Source organism: Meiothermus sp., from assembly GCF_026004115.1.
In the GTDB taxonomy this organism is placed as follows: Bacteria; Deinococcota; Deinococci; order Deinococcales; family Thermaceae; genus Meiothermus.
Genome location: NZ_BPIM01000001.1, coordinates 1,876,243 through 1,897,500 on the forward strand (window position 1 = coordinate 1,876,243; position 21,258 = coordinate 1,897,500).

23 protein-coding genes (1 of these 23 only partly in view) are annotated in these 21,258 nt (G+C 60.5%); 13 read left to right on the plus strand and 10 right to left on the minus strand.

From position 1 onward, the window contains the following. Position 1 precedes the first annotated feature (1 nt). The 6 genes from Q0X23_RS09080 (at position 2) to Q0X23_RS09105 (ending at position 4,460) form a co-directional block, all read left to right on the plus strand. Positions 2-1,072, plus strand: coding sequence for a branched-chain amino acid ABC transporter permease (locus Q0X23_RS09080; RefSeq protein ID WP_297859992.1), 1,071 nt, complete (start codon positions 2-4; stop codon positions 1,070-1,072). 113 nt (positions 1,073-1,185) lie between these two features. Further along, the gene (locus Q0X23_RS09085; protein WP_119340711.1) at positions 1,186-1,521 is read left to right on the plus strand and encodes an Asp23/Gls24 family envelope stress response protein; all 336 of its coding nucleotides are present in this window, start codon (positions 1,186-1,188) and stop codon (positions 1,519-1,521) included. 101 nt (positions 1,522-1,622) lie between these two features. Beyond that, positions 1,623-2,081, plus strand: a complete 459-nt coding sequence (gene nusB, locus Q0X23_RS09090) for a transcription antitermination factor NusB (RefSeq protein WP_297859993.1) — start codon at positions 1,623-1,625, stop codon at positions 2,079-2,081. 39 nt (positions 2,082-2,120) lie between these two features. Next, positions 2,121-2,987: a bifunctional methylenetetrahydrofolate dehydrogenase/methenyltetrahydrofolate cyclohydrolase FolD gene (folD, locus tag Q0X23_RS09095; protein ID WP_297859994.1), complete on the plus strand. Its 867-nt coding sequence runs from the start codon at positions 2,121-2,123 to the stop codon at positions 2,985-2,987. Between the two features lie 230 nt (positions 2,988-3,217). Next, positions 3,218-3,667, plus strand: a complete 450-nt coding sequence (locus Q0X23_RS09100; protein WP_297859995.1) for a divergent PAP2 family protein — start codon at positions 3,218-3,220, stop codon at positions 3,665-3,667. Between the two features lie 322 nt (positions 3,668-3,989). After that, complete coding sequence (locus tag Q0X23_RS09105; RefSeq protein WP_297859996.1) at positions 3,990-4,460, plus strand: CAP domain-containing protein; 471 nt, start codon at positions 3,990-3,992, stop codon at positions 4,458-4,460. Here the strand turns inward: Q0X23_RS09105 and Q0X23_RS09110 are convergent. Next, on the minus strand, positions 4,457-4,696 hold the full coding sequence (locus Q0X23_RS09110) for a hypothetical protein (RefSeq protein WP_297859997.1): 240 nt from the start codon (positions 4,694-4,696) through the stop codon (positions 4,457-4,459). The genes Q0X23_RS09105 and Q0X23_RS09110 overlap by 4 nt on opposite strands. A gap of 108 nt (positions 4,697-4,804) precedes the next feature. Between Q0X23_RS09110 and Q0X23_RS09115 the strand changes: the two genes are divergently transcribed. The 3 genes from Q0X23_RS09115 (at position 4,805) to Q0X23_RS09125 (ending at position 8,755) form a co-directional block, all read left to right on the plus strand. Then, entirely contained in the window at positions 4,805-6,862 is a 2,058-nt protein-coding gene (locus Q0X23_RS09115; RefSeq protein WP_297859998.1) for a (Fe-S)-binding protein, read from the plus strand. A gap of 31 nt (positions 6,863-6,893) precedes the next feature. After that, the gene (locus Q0X23_RS09120) at positions 6,894-7,448 is read left to right on the plus strand and encodes a Uma2 family endonuclease (RefSeq protein ID WP_297859999.1); all 555 of its coding nucleotides are present in this window, start codon (positions 6,894-6,896) and stop codon (positions 7,446-7,448) included. 161 nt (positions 7,449-7,609) lie between these two features. Further along, positions 7,610-8,755 (plus strand): ABC transporter ATP-binding protein, encoded by a 1,146-nt coding sequence (locus tag Q0X23_RS09125; RefSeq protein ID WP_119340721.1) that lies wholly within the window; start codon positions 7,610-7,612, stop codon positions 8,753-8,755. Between the two features lie 510 nt (positions 8,756-9,265). On the opposite strand, the gene Q0X23_RS09130 is transcribed toward Q0X23_RS09125, so the two are convergent. From Q0X23_RS09130 to Q0X23_RS09140, 3 genes are all read right to left on the minus strand, one after another. Next, a complete protein-coding gene (locus Q0X23_RS09130; protein ID WP_297860000.1) occupies positions 9,266-10,207 on the minus strand; it encodes a carbohydrate kinase in 942 nt (313 codons plus the stop codon). 64 nt (positions 10,208-10,271) lie between these two features. After that, the gene (locus Q0X23_RS09135) at positions 10,272-11,156 is read right to left on the minus strand and encodes a hypothetical protein (RefSeq protein WP_297860001.1); all 885 of its coding nucleotides are present in this window, start codon (positions 11,154-11,156) and stop codon (positions 10,272-10,274) included. Between the two features lie 176 nt (positions 11,157-11,332). After that, positions 11,333-11,557, minus strand: coding sequence for a hypothetical protein (locus Q0X23_RS09140; protein ID WP_119342520.1), 225 nt, complete (start codon positions 11,555-11,557; stop codon positions 11,333-11,335). A gap of 79 nt (positions 11,558-11,636) precedes the next feature. Here Q0X23_RS09140 and udk point away from each other — a divergent pair, with 79 nt between their 5' ends. Genes udk through csaB form a run of 3 tightly spaced genes read left to right on the plus strand, consistent with a single transcriptional unit; the run spans position 11,637 to position 15,079 of the window. Beyond that, positions 11,637-12,296 carry a uridine kinase gene (gene udk, locus Q0X23_RS09145; protein ID WP_297861200.1) on the plus strand — a complete coding sequence of 220 codons (660 nt, stop codon included), beginning with the start codon at positions 11,637-11,639 and terminating at the stop codon, positions 12,294-12,296. Beyond that, positions 12,293-14,029: a DUF5693 family protein gene (locus Q0X23_RS09150; protein WP_297860002.1), complete on the plus strand. Its 1,737-nt coding sequence runs from the start codon at positions 12,293-12,295 to the stop codon at positions 14,027-14,029. The genes udk and Q0X23_RS09150 overlap by 4 nt, the downstream gene beginning before the upstream one ends. Before the next feature lie 51 nt (positions 14,030-14,080). Next, complete coding sequence (csaB, locus tag Q0X23_RS09155; protein ID WP_297860003.1) at positions 14,081-15,079, plus strand: polysaccharide pyruvyl transferase CsaB; 999 nt, start codon at positions 14,081-14,083, stop codon at positions 15,077-15,079. 6 nt (positions 15,080-15,085) lie between these two features. Here csaB and Q0X23_RS09160 read toward each other — a convergent pair whose 3' ends face one another. Next, complete coding sequence (locus Q0X23_RS09160; protein WP_297860004.1) at positions 15,086-16,651, minus strand: acyl-CoA carboxylase subunit beta; 1,566 nt, start codon at positions 16,649-16,651, stop codon at positions 15,086-15,088. 357 nt (positions 16,652-17,008) lie between these two features. On the opposite strand from Q0X23_RS09160, the gene Q0X23_RS09165 reads away from it, so the two are divergent. Beyond that, the gene (locus tag Q0X23_RS09165) at positions 17,009-17,749 is read left to right on the plus strand and encodes a tetratricopeptide repeat protein (protein WP_297860005.1); all 741 of its coding nucleotides are present in this window, start codon (positions 17,009-17,011) and stop codon (positions 17,747-17,749) included. 488 nt (positions 17,750-18,237) lie between these two features. Here the strand turns inward: Q0X23_RS09165 and Q0X23_RS09170 are convergent, their stop codons facing one another. From Q0X23_RS09170 to Q0X23_RS09190, 5 genes are all read right to left on the minus strand, one after another. After that, positions 18,238-18,732: a Rab family GTPase gene (locus Q0X23_RS09170; RefSeq protein ID WP_297860006.1), complete on the minus strand. Its 495-nt coding sequence runs from the start codon at positions 18,730-18,732 to the stop codon at positions 18,238-18,240. Between the two features lie 133 nt (positions 18,733-18,865). Then, positions 18,866-20,176: a hypothetical protein gene (locus Q0X23_RS09175; RefSeq protein ID WP_297860007.1), complete on the minus strand. Its 1,311-nt coding sequence runs from the start codon at positions 20,174-20,176 to the stop codon at positions 18,866-18,868. A 56-nt stretch (positions 20,177-20,232) separates the two neighbouring features. After that, positions 20,233-20,718, minus strand: a complete 486-nt coding sequence (locus Q0X23_RS09180) for a hypothetical protein (RefSeq protein WP_297860008.1) — start codon at positions 20,716-20,718, stop codon at positions 20,233-20,235. Between the two features lie 55 nt (positions 20,719-20,773). Further along, complete coding sequence (locus Q0X23_RS09185; RefSeq protein ID WP_297860009.1) at positions 20,774-21,229, minus strand: cupin domain-containing protein; 456 nt, start codon at positions 21,227-21,229, stop codon at positions 20,774-20,776. A 15-nt stretch (positions 21,230-21,244) separates the two neighbouring features. After that, on the minus strand, positions 21,245-21,258 hold the end of the coding sequence (locus Q0X23_RS09190) for a RuBisCO large subunit C-terminal-like domain-containing protein (RefSeq protein ID WP_297860010.1). 1,084 nt of this gene lie beyond the right edge of the window; only the last 14 of its 1,098 coding nucleotides appear in the window; its start codon lies beyond the right edge, outside the window — the gene reads right to left on this strand; it ends in the stop codon at positions 21,245-21,247.

Genomic DNA, 21,258 nt, shown 5'->3' on the forward strand with positions numbered 1-21,258 from the left:
CATGTACCGCCTAAGCCAATCCCTTACCGATGCCTTTAGCCGTCGTTTTTCCCGTACGGTGCGTGAAGACTACCGCCAGGACGAAGCCTACGCCAGCACCCCACAGGGCCGCTTCTGGCTGGCGATAGCGATAATCAGCTTGCTCGTGATGCCCTTGCTGTTGCCGCAGTACCCGATGTTTGTCGCCACTCAGATTCTGGTGGCTGCTCTGGCCGGGCTGGGCTTGCACTTGCTGGTTGGCGGTGCAGGCCAGATTTCGTTGGGTCAGGCGGCTTTTGTGGGAATCGGCGCCTACACCTCCAGCCACCTCACAGGTGATTTGGCGCCCATGGGCATTCTCGCGGGGGGATTGATCGCCGCGCTGATTGGGATCGTACTGGGGATTCCCTCACTGCGTATCAAAGGCGCTTATTTGGCCATTGCTACCCTGGCCTTCCAGTTCCTGGCCGATTATATTTTCAAGCGCTGGACCGACTTTACCGGTGGGGTGGCTGGTCGCAAGCTTCCCGCCGAAGGCACCTTTCTGGGGCTGCCCCTGGCCGACGACCGGGTGGTCTTCTACCTGGGGCTGGCCTTTGCTATTCCGATGTTTTTCTATGCCAAACGCCTGCTTTCCACCCGGGCAGGCCGGGCCTGGTTTGCCGTGCGCGACAACGACCTCTCGGCCCAGCTTTCCGGCGTGGATCTGGTGCGCTCCAAGCTCACCGCCTTTGCCCTCTCGGCTTTTTATGGCGGCATTGCCGGGGGCATCTTGATGCACCTGATTGGCGCCGTCACACCGGAAAACTTTGTCCTGTCCTTTAGCATTCAGTACCTGGCCATCGTGATAGTGGGTGGGGCCGGCACCGTGCTGGGGGCAGTGCTGGGTGCTTTCTTTATCGTGCTTATCCCCGAGACCCTGAGCGTGATTGCCGGGGCCTTTGGGCCGCAGTACGTGGCGCAGCTTTCGGCTTGGCGCAGCGTAGCTTTCGGAGTACTGATTCTGCTCTTTCTGATTCTGGAACCCCGTGGGCTGGTGGGTCTGTGGGGCCGCATCCGGGACTACTTTAGAACCTGGCCACTACCCTATTGAATCTATTGAATAGGGTTGGATAAACGGACGCAGGGGTCAGGAAAGAGCCAATGGAGGCCCTTGGGCCTTACCGCTTTTTTGTGCTCTATATGTTTAGCGGGTAAACTAAGCACATGGTGGACTACGACCTTTCCGAATCGGCCCTGATCAGCCTGGTGGTGCTGGCGCTGGAAGGGCAGAAGGGGCTCAGGTTGGCCCAGGCAGGCACCCGAAGTGTGGGGGATGTGCTTTCTGGGCGCCGTTCGCGCCCGGTGCGCCTCGAGCGCGAAGGTGATAGCCTCACGATAGATCTCAACGTGAGCGTCGACTACGGGAAGCCCGTGATGGAGGCGGCCAAGGAAGCCCAGCGAACCGTGGCTGAAGCCATTACGGCTTCTACCGGTCTCAAGGTAAAGGCCGTCAACGTGACGGTGGTTTCGGTCGAATACAAGGAGCCCAATGCAGCGTAGGTTCGAGAGAGCAGGGTGCGGGGGACATAGTAGCGCTTCCCTCGAGTACGCGGCCCGCCTTGACCCCGACCCCCACCTTGCCATCCCCAAGTGGAGTGTTTATGCGGCGTAAGGCCCGTGAACTGGCCTTCAAAGTGCTCTTTGAGCACGCGGTTGGCGGGGTTCCGCTCGAGGCCGCCTGGCAACACGCTACCCAGGAACTCGAGCCCGATGAGTCCGACCAGGATGCCGACGTGCTCGATGCCCAAGGGCTCATGTTTGCCCACCAGTTGGTGCAGGGCTACCAGAGCCAGCAGGAAACCATAGACAAAATCCTGGCTGCCACCATCGAGGGCTGGAGCTTTGCTCAGATGGCCAAGACCGACCTGGCGGTTTTGCGGCTGGCCGCCTACGAGATGCTCTTTGAGCCCACCCCCCACGCCCCCCTGATCGAGGTGGCCGTCAAGATCGCCAAGCGCTACGGCGGCGAGGACTCGGGGCGCTTTGTAAACGGGGTATTGGCTCGGTTGCTCAAGCGCATCGAGGCCGGGGAGCTGCAAGCGGTTTCTAAGGACGACTAGCCGGCAGCTGCTGGTTTATTGTTTCTCTCGAGGTTCGCTATGCTTGAACTATCCGGCCCCCCGGTGGCCGAAGCGATCTATCAGGAATTGCAAGTCCAGTTGTCTAAGCTGCCCTACGTGCCCCATCTACGGGTGGTGCGCTTGGGGGAAGACCCAGCTTCGGTTTCGTATGTGCGCCTCAAAGACCGGCAGGCCAAGAAGCTGGGTTTGTCCAGTCAGGTGGATGTGTTTCCCGAAAGCACCTCTCAAGACGAACTGCTGGCCCATATCGCCCAGCTCAACGCCGACCCCGAGGTGGACGGCATCCTGGTACAGTCGCCGGTGCCCAAGCAGGTAGATTTCAATACCGTGCTGGAAGCTATCAGCCCCCTGAAGGATGTGGACGGCCTGACCCCTACCAACGCGGGGCGCTTGTGGATGGGCCTGGAAGCCCTGGAGTCGTGTACCCCGGCCGGGGTGATGCGCATATTGAAGCACTACCAGATTCCCCTGGCGGGCAAGGAAGTGGTGATTGTGGGCCGCAGTAACCTGGTGGGTAAGCCACTTGCAGCCTTGATGCTGCGAGAGAATGCCACCGTAACCCTGGCCCACTCCCGCACCCGGGACTTGCCCGCCGTCTGCCGCCGGGCGGATGTGCTGGTGGCGGCGGTGGGCAAGGTGGGGCTCATTACGCGCGATATGGTGCGCCCCGGCGCGGTGGTGGTGGATGTGGGCATCAACCGGGTAGGCCAGAACGAAAAAGGCCGCGACATCCTGGTGGGGGATGTGGCGCCCGATGTATCCGGAGTAGCCTCGGCCCTGACGCCGGTGCCGGGGGGTGTGGGCCCCATGACGGTGGCCATGCTGCTCCATAACACAGTTAAGGCAGCCATCCGTCGCCGGGGCTTACCCGTGGGTGGAGCCTAATTGGCTACCCCAAAGACTGGTGCATAAATTGAAACCACTCCTTCCTCCCCCAACGGGGGAGGCCCGGTGGGGGCATAACGCCCAGCCAGGTCGCCTACCTGCGAGCACTTTTTGCAACACCAAGCGTTTGAAGCGCTCCTGGCTGAGGTTTGCAAGGATTCACGCACCGACCCTTTGGCTAACCCAAGGCCAGAGGCCAGCCCTGCACAATGAAGGTAGAATGAAAAGCAGTGACCGAGCTTCTTGCCAACCAGGTGTTATGGACGGCCATTCTGGCCAGTGTATTTGCCCAGCTTCTCAAGCTTTTTTTCTACTACCTGGTCGAGCGCCGCTGGGAGTGGGAACGCCTGGCCGAAACCGGTGGTATGCCCTCCTCCCACTCGGCCACAGTAGCGGCGCTGGCGACCGGGGTGGGGATTACCGAGGGTTTGGATAGCGCCTTTTTTGCAATTGCCGTGGTGCTGGCCATCATCGTCATGTACGATGCCACCGGCATTCGCCGGGCCGCGGGGCTGCACGCCGAGCGCCTGAACGACCTGTTTGAGGAGTTTCGGGCCGTGTTCGAGCGTGGCCCACAGCCCGAGCCTTTGAAAGAGCTGCTGGGCCACACCTACCTCGAGGTCGCGGTAGGAGCGACCCTGGGCATCATCTTTGCAGCTATCAGTTTCGCCCTGTTGTAATACCAGATTCGGTTAGTTCGGCGCCGGATGGCGCCGAACTAACAGGGCCGAAGTTATCCGCGGAGTGGAGGGCGATACCGCCCCTTGGAAGTTATCCGCGTAGCGGAGGGCGTAAGCCCCTTGGAAGGGAGACGCTTTCTTCGCCGACCGTTCGGGGGGGGTGTGCTCTAGGATTCAAAAAGATAGCCTCTGGGGGTCTTTAGTTTGAATGATTATCTTTTTGAATCCGGTATAACCTATTTTCGCCCTTCGCCCTGGCCGTTACGTTAAGGATTTTGCTTGTCCTGGTCGGGCGAGTGTGTGGTAGTTTCTTGGTATCCCTATGAAGCGGGCTTGGTGGGTGCTAATGATTTTGGGCTTTTCCGCTGCTATAGCCCAGCCTACCGTCCAGCTGGAATCCCAGGTTCTTTCCCTCATCAACGAGGCCCGGGCCAGCGGTGTGGCCTGTCGCGGGGGTGGGGGCGGGGTTCCTTTGCCCTCCTTACGCTACGATGCCACCCTGGCCCAGGCCGCCAAGGGCCACGCTATCAACATGGGGCGCTACGGTTTTATGTCGCACTATTTCCAGGGCGTAGGGCCCCGGGTGCGGGTGGCCCGCGCGGGCTATGGCTACCTGCGCATGTCGGAGATCATCTTCAAGGGCCGCAACAGCGACCCCGCAAGGGCGGTGCGCTGGTGGTTGCGTTCGCCGCCCCACTGCCGGGCCATCATGAACCCCTACTACACCGAGTTCGGGGCGGGGCTCTCGAGGGTGGGAAACGCCTGGGCGGTGGTGCTGGCCCAGCCCCGCTAGCGTTGTTGGGCCAGGCGCATGATGACCAGCATCCCCACGCTTTGAATGAGTGGAAAGGACATCAGGGTAATGGCCCCCGGCCACAGTGCAAAAAGCCCCACGGGGACTACCGTCGCTACCACCCCGATCCACATCAGGTCGGTGCGCCGGCGCTCCCGCAGCAGGCGATAAATGATGTAGTTGTTGAAAGCAGCAAACACCAGGAGCAAAACCCAGGCCAGTACGAAGGTATTCATAGCCTTGCATTGTACGATAGATGCCACCGCAGCTCCGCCCTTGATTCTATTTCGGGCGACCCATAAACTTATACCCAGTATAAAGTTTGCTCGTTCGAAGGGAGCCCCATGCTGACCACGCCTGAGAAAATCCTCTTCTTGATTTTAGTGCTGGCCTCGCTTTACTTTGGCGGTGGTGCGCTGCTGCGCGTGTACCGGGCCATCCGCCGGGGCCAGCCAGAAGACCGCTTCGATAATCTGCCCGCTCGGCTCGGTAGGGCCCTCTGGCAGACCCTCACCATGCAGACCGTCTTCAAGAAGCGGCCCTGGGTGAGCCTTCTGCACGCTTTCGTGTTCTATGGCTTTGTCTTTTACCTGACCGTGAACCTGGTGGATGTGCTCGAGGGCTTCTTTCCCTTCAAGGCCCGGGGGGGCTTCTGGAACGGTTACAACCTGATAGCCGACCTTCTGACTGCCCTGATCCTGGCGGGCATTGTGGGCCTGCTAATAAGGCGCTACTCCGGGGCCGGACGCAAGACCTTTCAGTGGAACGAGAAGACCCCCCTGCACGAGAAGGTGCGCCAGGGCATCCCCACCGATAGCGCCATTGTGGGGAGTTTCATCTTGTTCCATGTGGGAAGTCGCCTGCTGCACAAAGCCGCCCAGACCGCCAACCTGGACTACGGCCCCGACCCCTTCCAGCCGGTGGCCAGCCTGGCCTCGACCATCTTCCTCTGGGTGGACGTGGACCGCATCGTGATTTTTGAGCACGTTTTCTGGTGGTTTGCCATTGGCTCCATCCTGCTCTTCATCCCTTACTTCGCCCGCTCCAAGCACATTCACCTCTTTCTGGCTCCCCTCAACCTGGCCTTCAAGAAGGAAAAACCAGGGGCCCTCTTGCCCATCGCCAAAGACTTTGAAGAGCTGGAAAAGCTGGAAAAGTTCGGGGTGGCCAGGCTGGAAGATTTTAGCTGGCCGCGCTTACTGGACGCCTATAGCTGCATCATGTGCAACCGCTGCCAGGAGGTCTGCCCGGCCTATACCACCGGCAAGGCTCTCTCCCCGGCAGCCATTCTGATTAGCGAGCGCTACGAGCTGAACCAGATTTTGCCCGATTTTGCCGCAGGCAAGGAGAGCCCCCGCCCTCTGATGGACTTTGCCATGAACGAAGAGTCTATCTGGGCCTGTACTACCTGCAATGCCTGCATCGAGGTGTGCCCGGTGGGCAACGAGCAGATGCTGCACATCCTGGACGTGCGGCGCGAGCGGGTGATGATGCAGGGCGAGTTCCCGGCCCAGCTGAACAATGCCTTCAAGGGCATGGAGCGCAATGGCAACCCCTGGAACCTGGGGGCCGATAAGCGCATGGGCTGGACCGAGGGGCTCCCATTCGAGGTGCAAACCGTGGCCCAGAACCCCGAGGCCGAGGTGCTCTACTGGGTGGGCTGTGCACCGTCCTACGACCCCCGGGCCCAGAAAACCGCCCGGGCCTTTGCCGAAATCCTGCACGAGTCTGGGGTGAGCTGGGCGGTGCTGGGCAAGGAGGAAAAGTGCACCGGCGACGCCGCTCGCCGGGCCGGCAACGAGTTCTTGTTCATGCAGCTCGCTACCGAGAACGTGGAGACCCTGAATGCCGCGATGGAGGCCAAACCCAAGACCATCGTGACCACCTGTCCCCACTGCTTCCACACCCTCGCCAACGAATACAAAGACTTTGGCGGTCACTACACCGTCAAGCACCACTCCGATTACATTGCCGAATTGATCGATGCGAAGAAGCTGGAAATGATCCCGATGGCGGGTGAAGTCACCTACCACGACCCCTGCTACCTGGGGCGGCACAATGGGGTGATTGCCGAACCCCGGCAGATAATCCAGGCCACGGGCCTCAAGCTGCATGAGCCAGGACGTCATGGTAAGGAGAGCTTCTGCTGTGGGGCCGGCGGGGCGCAGTTCTGGAAAGAAGAAGAGCCTGGTAACGAGCGGGTCTCTACGAACCGCTACCGCGAACTCAAGGGTACGGGCGCAAATACTATTGCGGTGGGTTGTCCCTTCTGCATGCAGATGATGAACCTGGAAGCCACCCAGGAACCCGAAGACCAGGCCCCCCGTGTGCTGGACATTTCCGAACTGGTGGTACAGCGCCTAAAACGCGAGCCCGCTAAGACCGGTGAGGCTACCGATTAGGCTACAGGTGGGATTTGCTACACTGGTAGCCATGCCCAGGCCGAATCCGCTTCGCCAGGCGACCTTTGAAGAGTTCCTGGAGCAGGAAGCAAAGACCCAGACCCGCCATGAGTACGTGGATGGATTTGTCTTTGCGATGGCAGGCGGAACCGACTACCACAACCGCCTGGCCACGCGCTTTTTGTTGACCATTTTTCAGGCAGCCGAGGAAGCAGGATGCGAAGCCTTCGCCGAAAATATGCTGCTAAAAGTCGGCACGGCGGCCTATTACCCGGATGTTTTTGTAACCTGCGAGGAGTCTTTGGAAGGGGTGAGCTTCAAGAAAACGGCCTGCCTGGTGGTGGAGGTTCTTTCCGATGCGACGGAGGCCATAGACCGGGGTGAAAAGCTTCTCAACTATCAGAAGCTAACGGGGTTGCAGGCATATGTGCTGGTTTCTCAGCATACTAAACGACTGGAAATTTTCCGGCGCATGGAGGACGGGGGGTGGCGCTATGAGCTCACGGAGAACGGAGCCGTAAGGCTGCCCTGTGTCGATGTTGCTCTGAGCCTCGGCGAGCTTTACCGTGGAATACCGGTTGGGTAGCCCACAGCGGGTCGGCGCTTGAAGTTTGCTCCTATAGCCAGGTAAACTACCGACGTACCAGCAGCAATCCCCGATGGGCTCGCCAGGGCGAGGTCTCACAGCGCGGGAACCGGGTACAGGCTGGCGCTCTGAGCAGCACAGCTTCAAGGTAGGAGGCCATAATGGCAAAAATTCGGTTGGAACACGTCTACAAGAAGTATGGCGGCAAGGTCACGGCGGTCAAGGATTTCAACCTCGAGACCGAAGACGGCGAGTTTGTGGTCTTTGTAGGCCCCTCGGGTTGCGGCAAGACCACCACCCTGCGCATGATTGCGGGCCTGGAGGACATCACCGAGGGCAAGCTCTTCATCGGCGACCGGCTGGTGAACGATGTGCCCCCCAAAGACCGGGACATCGCCATGGTCTTCCAGAACTACGCTCTGTACCCCCACATGAACGTCTACGAGAACATGGCCTTTGGGTTGCGGCTGCGCAGGGTGCCCAAAGACGAGATTGACCGCCGGGTGAAGGAAGCCGCCCGCATCATCAAGATTGACCACCTCTTGCAGCGCAAGCCCCGCGAACTTTCGGGGGGTCAGCGTCAGCGGGTGGCTATGGGCCGGGCCATCGTGCGCGAACCCAAGGTGTTCTTGTTCGACGAGCCCCTCTCCAACCTCGACGCCAAGCTGCGGGTGGAGATGCGGGCCGAAATTTCCAAGCTCCAGCGCCGCTTGGGGGTCACCACCGTCTACGTAACCCACGACCAGGTCGAGGCCATGACCCTGGGCCAACGCATTGTGGTGATGAAGGACGGCGAGGTCTTGCAAGTCGATAGCCCCCTGAACCTCTACGACTTCCCCGAAACCAAGTTTGTGGCCGGCTTTATCGGATCCCCTTCGATGAACTTCATTCGCTCGAGGGTGCAGACCGAAGGCGGTAGTGCCTACTTTGTGGGTGAGGGGTTCAAGGTCAAGGCCAACGGCACCCTGGGGGCCAGCCTGATGCCTTACAACGGTAAGGAAGTCTGGATGGGCATTCGCCCTGAACACATCGGTCTCAAGGGCTGGACCAGCATTCCCGAGAGCGACAATGTGGTCAAGGGCAGGGTTGAAATCGTTGAGCCTCTAGGAGCCGATACCGAAGTGCATGTAGAAGTGGGGGGCCACATGCTGACCGCCAAGGTAGACGGCCACGCCATGGTACTGCCCAGCGACACCGTTGAACTGCTGGTAGACACCAGCAAACTCCACGCCTTTGAAGTGGATGGGCACGAAAAGGCCATCGGTCACGCCATGGCCCAGGATACCCGTTCGGCGGCTCGAGTCTAGCGCTACGCGAGAATACCCGGTACAGCGGCTTTCGCTGTGCCGGTTACATTGTGCGATAGTTGCTCATGGAAGTGGCGTGGATCGTTATGTTTTCCACGTCATTGCAACCCTAAGGCCAAGCCGATGGGGAAGCCATCCAGAGCAACCCATTGGCCGGGCATAGCGACCCGCTGGATTGCTTTGTCGGCCTAAGGGCCTCCTTGCAATGACCCCAAAAGGGCGCACATGATACCGGATTCAAAAAGATAATCATTCAAACTAAAGACCCCCAGAGGCTATCTTTTTGAATCCTAGAGCACACCCCCCCCGAACGGTCGGCGAAGAAAGCGCCTCCCTTCCAAAGGGGCTTACGCCCTCCGCTACGCGGATAACTTCGGCCCGGTAAGTTCGCCGCCATACGGCGGCGAACTTACCGAATCTGGTATGAGTTGCTGTAGGGCTTTCAGTCTTCGGCTTTGGGCTTTCGATCAACTCGAGGTGCGACTCCGGTGATGTATCTTCTCGGTGGCTTTAGCCAAAACGCTCCCACCAGGCATGCAAGGGCTGCTCGGGTGGGCTGGCGCCTTCCACGGTGCAGGTAATGGCCGCGAGGTGATTGCTAGAGGAAAGGATTACCGGGAGCTGGGTTCCATCCCAGGATAAAAGCTCCATTCTGGAGCCAATTTCCTGCTTCATCATGCCGTAAATAAGCCCTGCCATGAAGGCATCCCCCGCCCCAATGGTATCTGCTACCGCGACCTTGACACCGGGAACCCGTATCATCCGGGTACGAAAAGCGGCCATGGCCCCGGTGGCGCCCAGGGTCAGCACCGTGACCGGGGTCCCTAGCTCAACCAGGTGCTCGAGCAAGACCTGCGGATCGTTGGGGGCGTGCGGAAAGAGGAGCTGGGCGTCGTTCAGGCTGGCCTTCAGCACCGAAACATAGGGCATGTAGCGCTCCAGTTGTTGCCAGTAGGCCTCGGAGGGCTCGGCGTGCAGGTTGGGGTCGAAGCTCACCAGCACATCGTATTCACGGGCAATTTCCAGCAGGCTTTCGATGCCCGCAACGTTGCGGGGTTCAAAGGCCGATAAGGAGCCAAAATGAAACCACTTGGCGCGGGCCATGGCTGCGCTATCGGGGCAGAACTGGGTACTGCCAAAAGCCCGATAGAAGCTGAACCGGGCGTTGCCTGCTGCGTCAACCTCGGCTACGCTCAGGGGGGTGGGTACGCCGGGAAGCTGCTGGATAAAACGGGTTTCAATTTTTCGCTCGGCAATGCGGGCGATGGCCCATTCACCCAGAAAATCCTGCCCAACCTCGCTCACAAAGCGGGTTGGTGCGCCCACTCGAGCCAGGGTGGAGGCCGTGTTCAGGGCCGAGCCGCCCAGAATCCCGGTATAGCTCAGGCTCGAATGGGCGCTGGTGTTGCGGCCAATTAAGTCAACCAGGACTTCACCGGTTAGGACAACCATCTTCGCTCCTACTCTAACAGACTTGGTGCGGTCGGGTACTTGGGTGTGTCCTAGATTTAGGCAACTAGGCTGCAGTAGGGAAAGCGCCGTGTCGGACGGCGTGGAAAGGTGTGACGGGGCTGTAGGAGAAGAACCGCGAGCGGACCAGGGCCTTAGCGCTCGCTCCGGATTCGCTCCAGTGGGCCCCGGTGATCTTGAGTCTTTGGCCGATGACGTGCTTGTTGGCGCCTTCGATCTGACCTGAGCCGATGACCTCAATACCTTCCCGCTCGAAGCGGGGATAGTCGGTGTGGTCGAGGTGGGCCTGCTTTTGCAAGAAGCGGAGGGCTTGATGGGCCTCTGGGTTGATGGGCTGATCGCGGAGGTTGAGGTTGAGCCAGCGCTGGATACTTATCTCTCCCCGAAGCAGAGCCTGTCGCTGTTCTTGACGGTGAGCCTCGGAATAACCGAGTCCCGTCATCAGGGTGTCGAGGTAGGTGCTGGCGTGGTAGACATCCAAGATGTGTCGGTGAACCCCCAGTTCGCCAAAGAGTTCGGCGATCCAGGCCGCCCCGTCACTGAGGCCAATCAGGGAGTCGGATTGGCGAACGCCCGCATGGCGGAGCAGGCCATGCACCTGGGGGGCGAACGCTGTGGCGGTGGTTAGGGCACTCACGTAGTACCGCTGGCTTGGGCAGCGCATCGGGTACACTACCGCACTTTTGACCTCCCGCCACTCGATGCCGCCCTCCACCTGGGCCGCCACCAGACAGCCATCCACCTCCACACACCAGCGCCGGCCCCGTTCCCCCTCCCGCCCCCTCAAGGGCTGCTGCGCCAGTTGGGTTAGCCTTTCACGACTCAGCTCTTGCTCGTGCTGCTCCAGCCGAATCCCCAGCACCTGCAACGAACTCTTGCCCACCTTCACCCCCCACTCCCCCAACCACGCCTCAGCCTCTCGGTAGGACATCCGTAGGGTCGTCCCATGTATACGCCGGAGGCACTCCGGCAAGTAGCCGCTCTCATCCAGGCTCTCGTCGCGATACCCCTGGCCCTGATGACCACACCCGCAGCGATACCGATACCGCTGCACCTCCACCTCTCCCCACAGGCTCCCTACCTTCACCCGATGGCTTCGGCTACCCCTCAGCTCCTTCCCGCATCCTCCGCACGTTTTTTTTTGACCCCTTTGCCCTCTCCTCCGCTTCCTGTACCCCGCTCTCCCTTTTCCACCATCTCCTGCATCATCAGCCGCTGGATCTGTTTGCCAAACTCAATCACCAGCAACTCCTGCTCGGCTATACTCTTCCCCTCTCCCAGCCGCTCGTACTCATCCACCAACTGATGCATCCGTTCCCGTATTTCGCTCATTCCAACAGTTTAGGCTGTTTGCCTATTTTTAGGACACACCCGGTACTTGGCAGCCTACCCAGGCCGGGCAGTGCAGCGTATGATTGGCTTTGTGAGTCGGGCTTTTGTGATTGGAATTGCCGGGGGCACCGGCAGCGGCAAGACCACCGTGACCGAGGCGGTGATTAATGCGGTGGGGCCGGAGCACGTGGCGCTGCTACCGATGGACAACTACTACAAAGACAACGCCCATCTACCCTTTGAGGAGCGCCTCAAGCAAAGCTACGACCACCCCGATGCGTTTGACCTCGAGCTCTACCTGAGCCATATCCGCCAGCTCGTGGCGGGGCTACCGGTGGAGATTCCGGTGTACTCCTTTAGGGAATATACCCGCTCCCGCGAGACTATTCTGGTGGAGCCCGCTCCGGTGGTGGTGCTCGAGGGCATCCTGCTGCTGGTAGATGCCGCCCTGCGGGCCCAGATGAACCTCAAGGTGTTTGTGGACACCGACGCCGATGTGCGTTTTATCCGGCGTTTGCAGCGCGACATCGTCGAGCGTGGGCGCACCGTAGAGAGCGTGATACAGCAATACCTGGAGCAGGTTCGCCCCATGCACCTATCCTTCGTGGAGCCCTCCAAGCGCTATGCCGATGTGATCATTCCCCACGGGGGACACAACGAAGAGGCCCTGGCCATGCTGACAGCAAGGGTACGGAGCCTAGTTCCTTCGGAAAAAGTAGGCCGCGGGGGTTGGTTTTGAATCTACGCAACCTGTTGCGAATAGGGGTCATACTGGCTGCAGTGCTGAGCTTGCCCGCGCTGCTGCCGCGGATGCAGGCCGAGCGTCCGGGGCCGGTGGTGCTCATTATGGACGGCGAGGAGGTGGCCGACCAGGCCCGCTTCACCGGCAAAACTTTTTTGCAGGTGATACAGGAATACCAGGCCCTGGGGGTGCAGGGGGTCGCGCTGTATGAACAATCGGTGCGGAACTGGGTGAACCGGGGGCTTCTAACCTATCACCCCTCCAACACCCTGCAGCTGCTTTATCCCAACGCCCAGATCAAGCCCGGCTGGTTCTACCTGACCGGCCCGGCAAGTCTCTTGGAGGCCATGGTGGCGCGGTGGAACATCGCCACCGAGCGGGTGATGATTGGCACCCAGACCTGGCTGGCCACCCCGGTCAACGTGGACTTTTTCCCGGCAGGCTACGACCTGGCCCTGGCCCGCGAGCTCAGGGCCCAGGGTTTTTACCTGGTGGCTCGGCCCTTTGACCACCCCTACCGCAAATACGATGTGGAGTTGGTTCCGCCCGAGGCCGATGCGGTGGCTTTTGCGGGGCTGGACGTGCTGGGCTACAAGGACAACCTCGAGGTCGTGGCCACCAGGCTGCAGGGCAAGTCCATTGCCTGGATCGAGGGCACCCCCCAGCGGGGGTTTGCGCAGCTCAGCCAGACCCTGCCGGTCAAGCGGCTATTCAGTATTCGGCCTGAGTGGCAGGACAAGCTGACCCCCGCCGAAACCGCCGATAAGTTTGTGCTGGCTGCTCGAGAGCGCGGGCACCAGTTGCTCTACCTGCGGCCCTACAAACAACCGGGCGATACCGAGGCTTTTCTGACCATCCTGCGGCGCGACCTCGAGCGCTCGAGCATCCCCATCGGCACGCCCACCGCTCGCGACTTCAGCCCTTCGCCGCTGCGCTTTGTGGCTCTGGTGGGCATTCTGGCAGGTCTGGCCTTGCTGGCTGTGGGGATGCCGCAGCCCTGGGGCATTCCAGTGGCGGTACTGCTCACCCTGTTTGCCCTGGGGGTAGCCCGTGGAGACGCCGGGCCCTTGCTGGCCGCGATGGTGTTCCCGGCGCTGGGCTTCCTCGAGCGCCCTCTGCCGGGTTTGCGTTTGTGGTTGGCGGCGGTGCTCTACTCGCTGGCCGGGGTGGTGTTCCTGGCGGCCCTGGGCAGCACCCCCCAGAGCGTGCTGGGCCTCGAGCCCTTCCGGGGGGTCTCGCTGACCCTGGTGGTGCCGCCCCTGCTGGTGGCGTTGTCGTTCCTGCCTGCCGCTTACAAGCCTGCCCTCAACGCGCTGTACAACCATCCCCTGAAGTTGGGCGAGGTGGCGGTGGCGCTCCTGGGGTTGGCGGTGGTGGGGATCGCGGTGCTGCGCCGGGGCAACGATGCGGCCCCCTCCATCGTGCCCGAGTGGGAGCTGCAGCTTCGGGCCTTCCTGCAGGACGTGATGGTGCGGCCCCGCTTCAAGGAGATTTTCGCCCACGCCCTGGCCCCGGTGGCGCTGCTGCTGCCCTGGCCGACCTGGCTCAAAAACGTCCTGCTGGTGCTGGTAGCGGTGGGGATGGGCTCCATTCTGAACACCTTTTCGCACTACCACACGCCCCTTAGCATTTCTTTTTTCCGGGTGCTGAACGGCCTTCTGATTGGCCTGGCGGTTGGCCTGGTGGGGGTCTGGGTGATTCGGCGGGTGCGTGAATGGTGGTTCAAATAGAAGCATTTAATCCCGGGGCGTGCCAAGATATAAAAAGCCTGGAGGGTATTCATGCGGGTGGGGGTCAGCGGGTATTACGGTTTTCAGAATGCAGGTGACGAGGCCATCCTCGAGGCCATCGTGCATGAGGTCAAAGCCCGTGGCCACGAGGCCGTGGTGTTCTCCAACAACCCCGACGAAACCGCCCAGCGCTACGGGGTTGAGGCCGTCAAGCGCACCCAGCCGCTGGAAGTCTGGAAGGCCTTGGGCACGCTGGATTTGCTTTTGTCGGGCGGGGGGGGCTTGCTACAGGACAAGACCTCGAGCCTGAGCCTGTGGTACTACCTGACCATAATGGGCCTGGCCCGCCGCCGGGGCAAGCCGGTGTATGTGTTCAACCAGTCCCTGGGGCCCCTCAGCAAGCGGGGTGAGCAGCGGATAAGGCGGGCCTTACGTGGGGTGACGTGCTTCTTCCGCGATGAAGGCTCGCTCGAGTATGGGCGCAGACTGGGGCTCGAGGTTCACCTGGGGGCCGACCCGGCCCTCCTGCTGGCCCCTCCACCGGTAGAGCGCGAGCCCAATATGGTGGTGCTGGTACCCAAATACGGCACCGAGGAGGCCAACGCCAGCCTGCACAAGCTGGCCGACCGGCTACGGGTGGAAGGCCTGGAGGTGGTTGTCCTGGCCCTGCAGCCGGGCTTCGACGAGCCGGTACTGGAAAAATTCAGCAGCTTCACCCGCGAGCTGGCCTGGGATCCGCGCCGGGTGAGCTACCTGCTGGCCCAGGCAGGCTACGTGGTCTCGGTGCGCCTGCACGGGGCCATTCTGGCGGCTGCTGCCGGAACCCCCTTTGCCGGCATCGCCTACGACCCCAAGGTGGCCGGCTTTTGCCGCGATGCTGGAGCGGTGTATGTGGACATGCCCGGCGACCCCGACCTGCTGGCCTCGACGGTGCTTACACAACGCCAGCCCAACTGGAGCGCCATCGAAACCATGAAAACCCGCGCCCGCAGCAGCTTTGATTGGGTTTTGTCGGCCCGTCCCCAGGGGCGAATGCAGCGCTCGAGATAGCAGCTTCTACAGCGGGATATTCCCGTGCTTCTTATTAGGCCGTTCTTCTTGTTTGGTAGAGAGCATCTCGAGGTGCTGGATCAAAACCCGCCGGGTCTCGGCAGGGTCAATTACATCGTCAATATAGCCCCGTCCAGCCGCTACATAGGGGTTGTCGAAGGCTTTTTTGTATTCATTAATTTTGGCCTGGCGGGTAGCGGCGGGGTCAGGCGAGGACTGAATTTCCTTTCGATAGATGATGTTGGCAGCCCCCTCAGCGCCCATCACGGCCACTGCCGAGGTAGGCCAGGCCAGCACCACATCCGCGCCCATGTCGCGGGAGTTCATGGCCAGGTAGGCCCCGCCATAGCTCTTGCGGGTAATCAGGGTAATCTTGGGGACGGTGGCTTCGGCATAGGCATAGAGCATTTTGGCCCCGTGGCGGATGATGCCCTGATGTTCCTGGGCCACACCGGGCAGGAAGCCGGTTACATCTACCAGGGTCAGGATGGGAATGTTGAAGCTGTCGCAGGTGCGAATAAAGCGGGCGGCCTTGTCCGAGGCATTGATATCCAGCGCACCGGCCATGTAGCGCGGGTTGTTGGCCACAATCCCGATGCTCTGGCCCCCCAGGTGGGCAAAGCCCACGATAATGTTCTTGGCGAAGTTGGTGTGGAGCTCCAGAAACTTGCCTTCATCCACAATGGTTTCGATCACCTGGTGCATGTTGTAGGGGCGTCGGGGGTCGGGGTGTACTTGATCCAATAGTTCGGGGGTTTTACGGTTCTTGGGGTCGCCATTCTCGATAATGGGTGGCTTTTCCCTGGCATTTTGCGGGAGGTAAACCAGCAGTTGTTTGATGGTATCCAGTACCCCCTGGTCGCCCTCGCACTCGAGGTGGGCCACCCCCGACTTGGCGGTGTGCACCTCCGAACCCCCCAGTTGCTCGAAGGTAACTTCCTCGCGGGTCACGCTCTTGATGACCTCCGGCCCGGTAATAAACATGTAGCTATTGCCCTTGCTCATCAGCACGAAGTCGGTGATGGCCGGGCTGTACACGGCCCCGCCCGCACAGGGCCCCAGAATCGCCGAGATTTGCGGCACCACGCCCGAGTAGATGACATTACGGTAAAACACCTCGCCATAGCCCGAAAGACTGTCCACGCCTTCCTGGATGCGGGCTCCCGCCGAGTCGTTGAGGCCGATCACCGGAGCGCCCACCTTTACGGCCATATCCATCGCGTGGGCAATCTTCCGTCCGTGGGTCTTGCCCAGGCTCCCGCCCAGCACGGTAAAATCCTGACTAAAGACGAAAACTGTGCGTCCGCCTATCTTGCCGTATCCCGTAATGACGCCGTCGGCAGGTGCTTGTATACCGTGCATCAGCTCGGTCTCGGTGGGTTCGGCAAAAGGTTGCAGTTCGACGAAGGTGTCCTCGTCGAGCAAATACTGAATGCGCTCACGGGCGGTCAATTTGCCAGCCTCGTGCTGCTTTTTGATTCGCTCTGGCCCACCGCCCGCCTCGATCTGTTTGCGTCGCTCTTCCATCTCGGCCAGCAGCTCTTCCATCCAAGCCCGTGTATTGTCTGCCATAGTGTTTGTATATTACCAGTGTGCTGTAGCGCCTTTCGTACCTTGTGATCGTGCTTCCGGCCCGTAGTTCGCTCTTGTGTACTCGCTACCAGCAAAAACACCGCACCAAGTGTTCAGATGCGATTCTGACACCAGATTTGATGAGTCCGTTGCCGAAGGGTGTCGTTTTTGCCGACCTTCGGTGGTAGTGGATTTTGAAGACTTTTTTTTGCATCCGCTGCGAGTCTATTTGGTTTTTTTGTGGGCTTTCCCCATGCAAGAAGCAGGTAGATAAGGCTCAAATGCCTGTCGTTTCGATATTTCGCTGCGGGGCCTTTTCTCAGCATCCCCGCTACAATAGGCTCTAGAGTTGGGGCGATGGAAGAACTTGATCAAATTATCCGTTTGGGGCGCTATGAGGAAGCTCGAGGCCGAATTCTAGCAGGGGAAGAGGGAAATGCCGATGGGCTGGCGGTGTTGCTGGAGTTGCGCGACTGGCTACGGCTGAAGGAGTATGGCAAGGCCCAGAAGCTCCTGGAACAGGATGGCGACCTGATTGCAGGCTACCTGGATGTTTCTCAGGTTAAGGCGGCCATAGAAGCATTTGACCTGGATGATGAAAGCAAAATTGCCGCCTACCTCGACCACCCCCACCTGAGCGCCGAGGCCTGGGCTGCACTGGGGCTATTGCGCATTCGCAGCGGCAATCGGGAAGAGGCCAGACAGGCTTTTGATAGGGCCCTACTGGCCGACCCCGGCCATTACCGGGTCAAGACCAACCTGGCCAATCTGACCCTCGAGGCCGGCCAGACCGACGAAGCCATTCGCATGTATGAAGAGGTGCTGAAACTCAATCCCGAGTATGCCCTGGCGCATCACAACCTGGGCGCGGCCTACCGCAAAAAAGGCCAGATTGACAAATCGGTTTACCACATTAAACGCGGCCAGCGCTTGCAGATGCAGCCTGCGGCCCGCCCGCCTCGCTCTATAATCCCGGGTGCTTCAGCTCCGCTGCCCCAGCCCGAACGCCGCCCCTTCCTGAGCAGCTTTGGCAACCGCTGGTGGCTCTGGCTGCTGGTGATTGTGGTGGTGTATTTGCTGCTGAACCGCCAACCTTGAGGCGTATTCACCGTTTCCATGTAGAGTCTTCAACTTTATCTGGGCACTTGGCTTTGAGGGTCGTCCCAAGCTCCTTCAAGCGGCGACACCCCAGTTGCAGTTAATCGTGTTCCGATCGCTGTTTGAAAACAGCGCGTTCGGGGGGTCGCCACCTTATCCCACTGGGGAGAAGGCAAGGGGTTCATGTGGATTTGCTATTACTGGCATGCGTGTACGCTTGGTGGTTCTGGCCCTTGCACTCGTGATGAACAACGCTACGTAATTTTGGCCGTTGGCGGATGGTTCTGCGATTGCCATTGCCTGTATCCGTACTTTCAAGGCCAATGGCGAGGCCCTGCCGGCGTTTGTCACCCCCGATGTTGAGATGGCCTAAGAACCCGAAGCCATTGCCCTTACCGGGCGCGATGCCATGCTGGAGAAAGCCCTCGAGGTCATGGGCATCCGCTAAGCGCCTCCAGGGTATGTGGGTCTTTCATACCCCCGGGCTCTCAAGATTGCTCCAGCATTTGTTTGGCAAGAGACTCGAAGCTTTCCTCCACCCCCTCACCCGTTTTGGCGCTGGTGTAGCGGATATCCCAGCCGCTGGCTCGAAGATTGTTTAGCAGGGCTTCGCTCACGGCCCAGGGCAGGTCGCGTTTATTGAGCATCAGGATGAAGGGAACCGGCCCCAGCACCTCCTCGGCGCGCTGCTGGATGGTTTGGGCCACCTCGAGGGTCTCGGGGCGGGTGCCATCGGCAACCAGCAAGTAGCCCGAACTACCGCGCAAGTAAAACGGTTGCACCCGCTGGAACTGGTCTTCACCGTAGAGATCCCATAGCACCAGGCTGACTTCCTGATGTCCTACCGTGACCACTTTTTTATCTATTTTGACCCCCACGGTGGTCTGATACTTTTCTGAAAAAAGGCCGTGCACATACCGTGCAACCAGGCTGGTTTTGCCCACGGCGAATGCGCCCAGCATGCAGATTTTTTTCTGAATCACCCGTTGGCCCCCCGTCCTTCATATATTGAAGCTGAGCAGCAAATGCATTTGAATAGAGGCTTCACAATGGTGAGTGCAGTCTACGGTTGCAGGTGCGATGGGCGCAAGGGGCGGGCCTGGCAGAATATTGCCATCATCTGCGGAGCGGCTCGAGCACAAGCTGGCTGGTATCGAGCTGCTCCACCCCCAGCAAAGGGGCCAGGTTGCGCAGACGGCTGAGCCAGGCCCAGGTGCTGCGGCCCGAGACCACCAGCACTCCATCGCGCCAGGCCAGCCGCACCGTGCTGGGGGTGTCCAGGCGCTCCCGCACCCGCCGGAGCACCATCTCGGGCTCGAGGGACTGGTAGGGCTGCCAGGTAGCCCGGAGCTGCTCGGGGCGAAGGGGAAGGCCCTTTAGCAGGGTTTGGGGGTCGGCGGCCAGGGGGTCACGCAGGCCGCGCACTTCGTAGCGGCGAGGTGCTTCGGTGACCACGAGGCCAGGGGTTTGGGAAAGGCGCTCGAGGTAGTTCTGCCAGGCCTGCTGAGCCTGGAAGTTGTTCCAACCCCACCAGACCAGGCCGGCCAGCAACAGGGCTGAGGCCAGCCAAGCCGCGTAGGGGCGATGGCGCTCGGTGCGCTTATACTGGGTTTCCAGCAAGGCTTCCAGCATTGGGTGAACATCGGCAAAAACTTGATTGTCGCCCGAATAGCGCCGCAGTTCCTCGGCAAAACGGGTGTGAATTTCCGAAAGGGTGTCCTGTAAGCGCCCCTGTAGCTCCGGGGGTGGAGTACCGCGAACTACCGCTGCCAGGACGGCCTGGGCGCTCTGCTCGACCACCAGCACCCGCTCACCAAAGTTCACCGTGTTGAGCCCGGCCTGGGGGTCGAAGGAATCCCGCACAAAATCGCCGATGGCCGTGAGCATGCCCGAGACCAGAGCGCCGTCCTGGACATTGACCCCTTTGGCTACCCGATGGGCCAGCAACAGCCCGCTGTCCCGCTGGATGAGCAGCACCTGCTCCACCCGGTACAAGAGGGTGTGCGAGAGCACCACCTCGGCAAAGTTCTTGCCGGTAGAGAGGGCCTCGAGCCGCCAACGCAACCCCTGAATACTAAAAACCTGGTCGAGGGTCTGGTTGAGGCTCTGGGTTAGCGAGGCAAACAGGCTGGCCACCGCCCGGCGAATGGCCGGCAGCAAGACCGGAAACAAAATTTCCACCAGCAGCTTGGGGTTGCGCCGCACCAGCCGCACAAAGGTTTCTTCCAGAATCGGGTTCAGGGCGTACTGTACCGACTTATCCGCGTGGGCCCGGCGAACCAGGGCCTCGGGGAGCACCTTAGCGACCTGCTCCTCCCAGAGCCTTGGGTTTTGCAACTCCTCCAGGGCTTGCTGCTCGGGCTCGAGCAACAATCTTCGCAGCGCCTCGAGGTCGCCTTGGGGGGAGGGGGGAGTGGGGCGCGCCATGACTGGAGCGGGGCAGGGGAGAGAGGGCTAACCGGCTGCCTCTCCAGCCCCTTGCTTTACGCCTTCCGTAGATTTTCGGCCAGGCCCTCTAGCAGCTGGGCCAGGGTGGAGCGGTCGGTTTTGCTCAAGCGGAGCTCATCTATGGCGGCCTGGAGGCTGGTGGCCAGCTGGTCGAGCTTCCTGCTTAGCTCTTTGCCTTGGTCCTTCAGGTCGGCTCGCAGCTCTTTCACCTGCGAAGCCAGCTCCCCTTCCAGGTTGCTTACTGCGGTGTTGAGGTTTTCCTGGAGTGACCGGTCGGCAATCTCTCGCTCCTGGGTCTCTTGCTCCAAAAGCCCGACCAACCGACTTTCCAGGGCTGCAATTCGGTCGAGCAGGCTCTGGTTCATCTGTTCCGCGTTGTTCTGAATGTGCTGCTCCAGGCCCTGGAGTTTGCGCTCGAACGCCTGCATCTGTTGGCCAAACAGAATCGAGCGAATCTGCTCGAGGTGGGCATCGGGGTTCTCAGCCCCCTTGGTTTCTTCAACTACACCTCTTTTCGACATGCCATCACCTTATCACAAGCTTTTCTCAAGCCTTTCCCAGTTAGACTAGCTTCGTTCATACGCGAATAAAAGCGGCTACCTGGGGGTTTTGTCGTAAAGTTTGCAGGTCTTCGGGGCCCGGCAACTGAGGCCGGTCGCGCTCGGCATTTACCAGGCACAAGAAGCCCAGGGGCTCATGCTCGGTAGCGCGGAATTGATGCCAGGTAAGGGGCGGCACGGTAATTAGGTCGTGCAGACCAATCGCATGCACCTCGTCCCCCACCAGGCAAGCCCCCCGCCCCCGGATGACCATCACGGCGTGCACGTGTTGGTGGCGCTCGAGGGTGGTGTGTCCCCCCGGCGCAACCTCAAAGTAGCGCCACTGGGCGGCCAAGTGGGGGTCGTCAAACAGCACCTGGCGGGTTACGTTTTTGAAAGGCGCTGCTTCCTCGGATTTATAGGCCAGCACCTCCACATCCTCCCAGGTGTAGTTCTGGAAAGCCCGCTTGGTTTTGGCTCGAGTGACCGCCATGATTCCATTCTACCGCTATATTTTGCCCA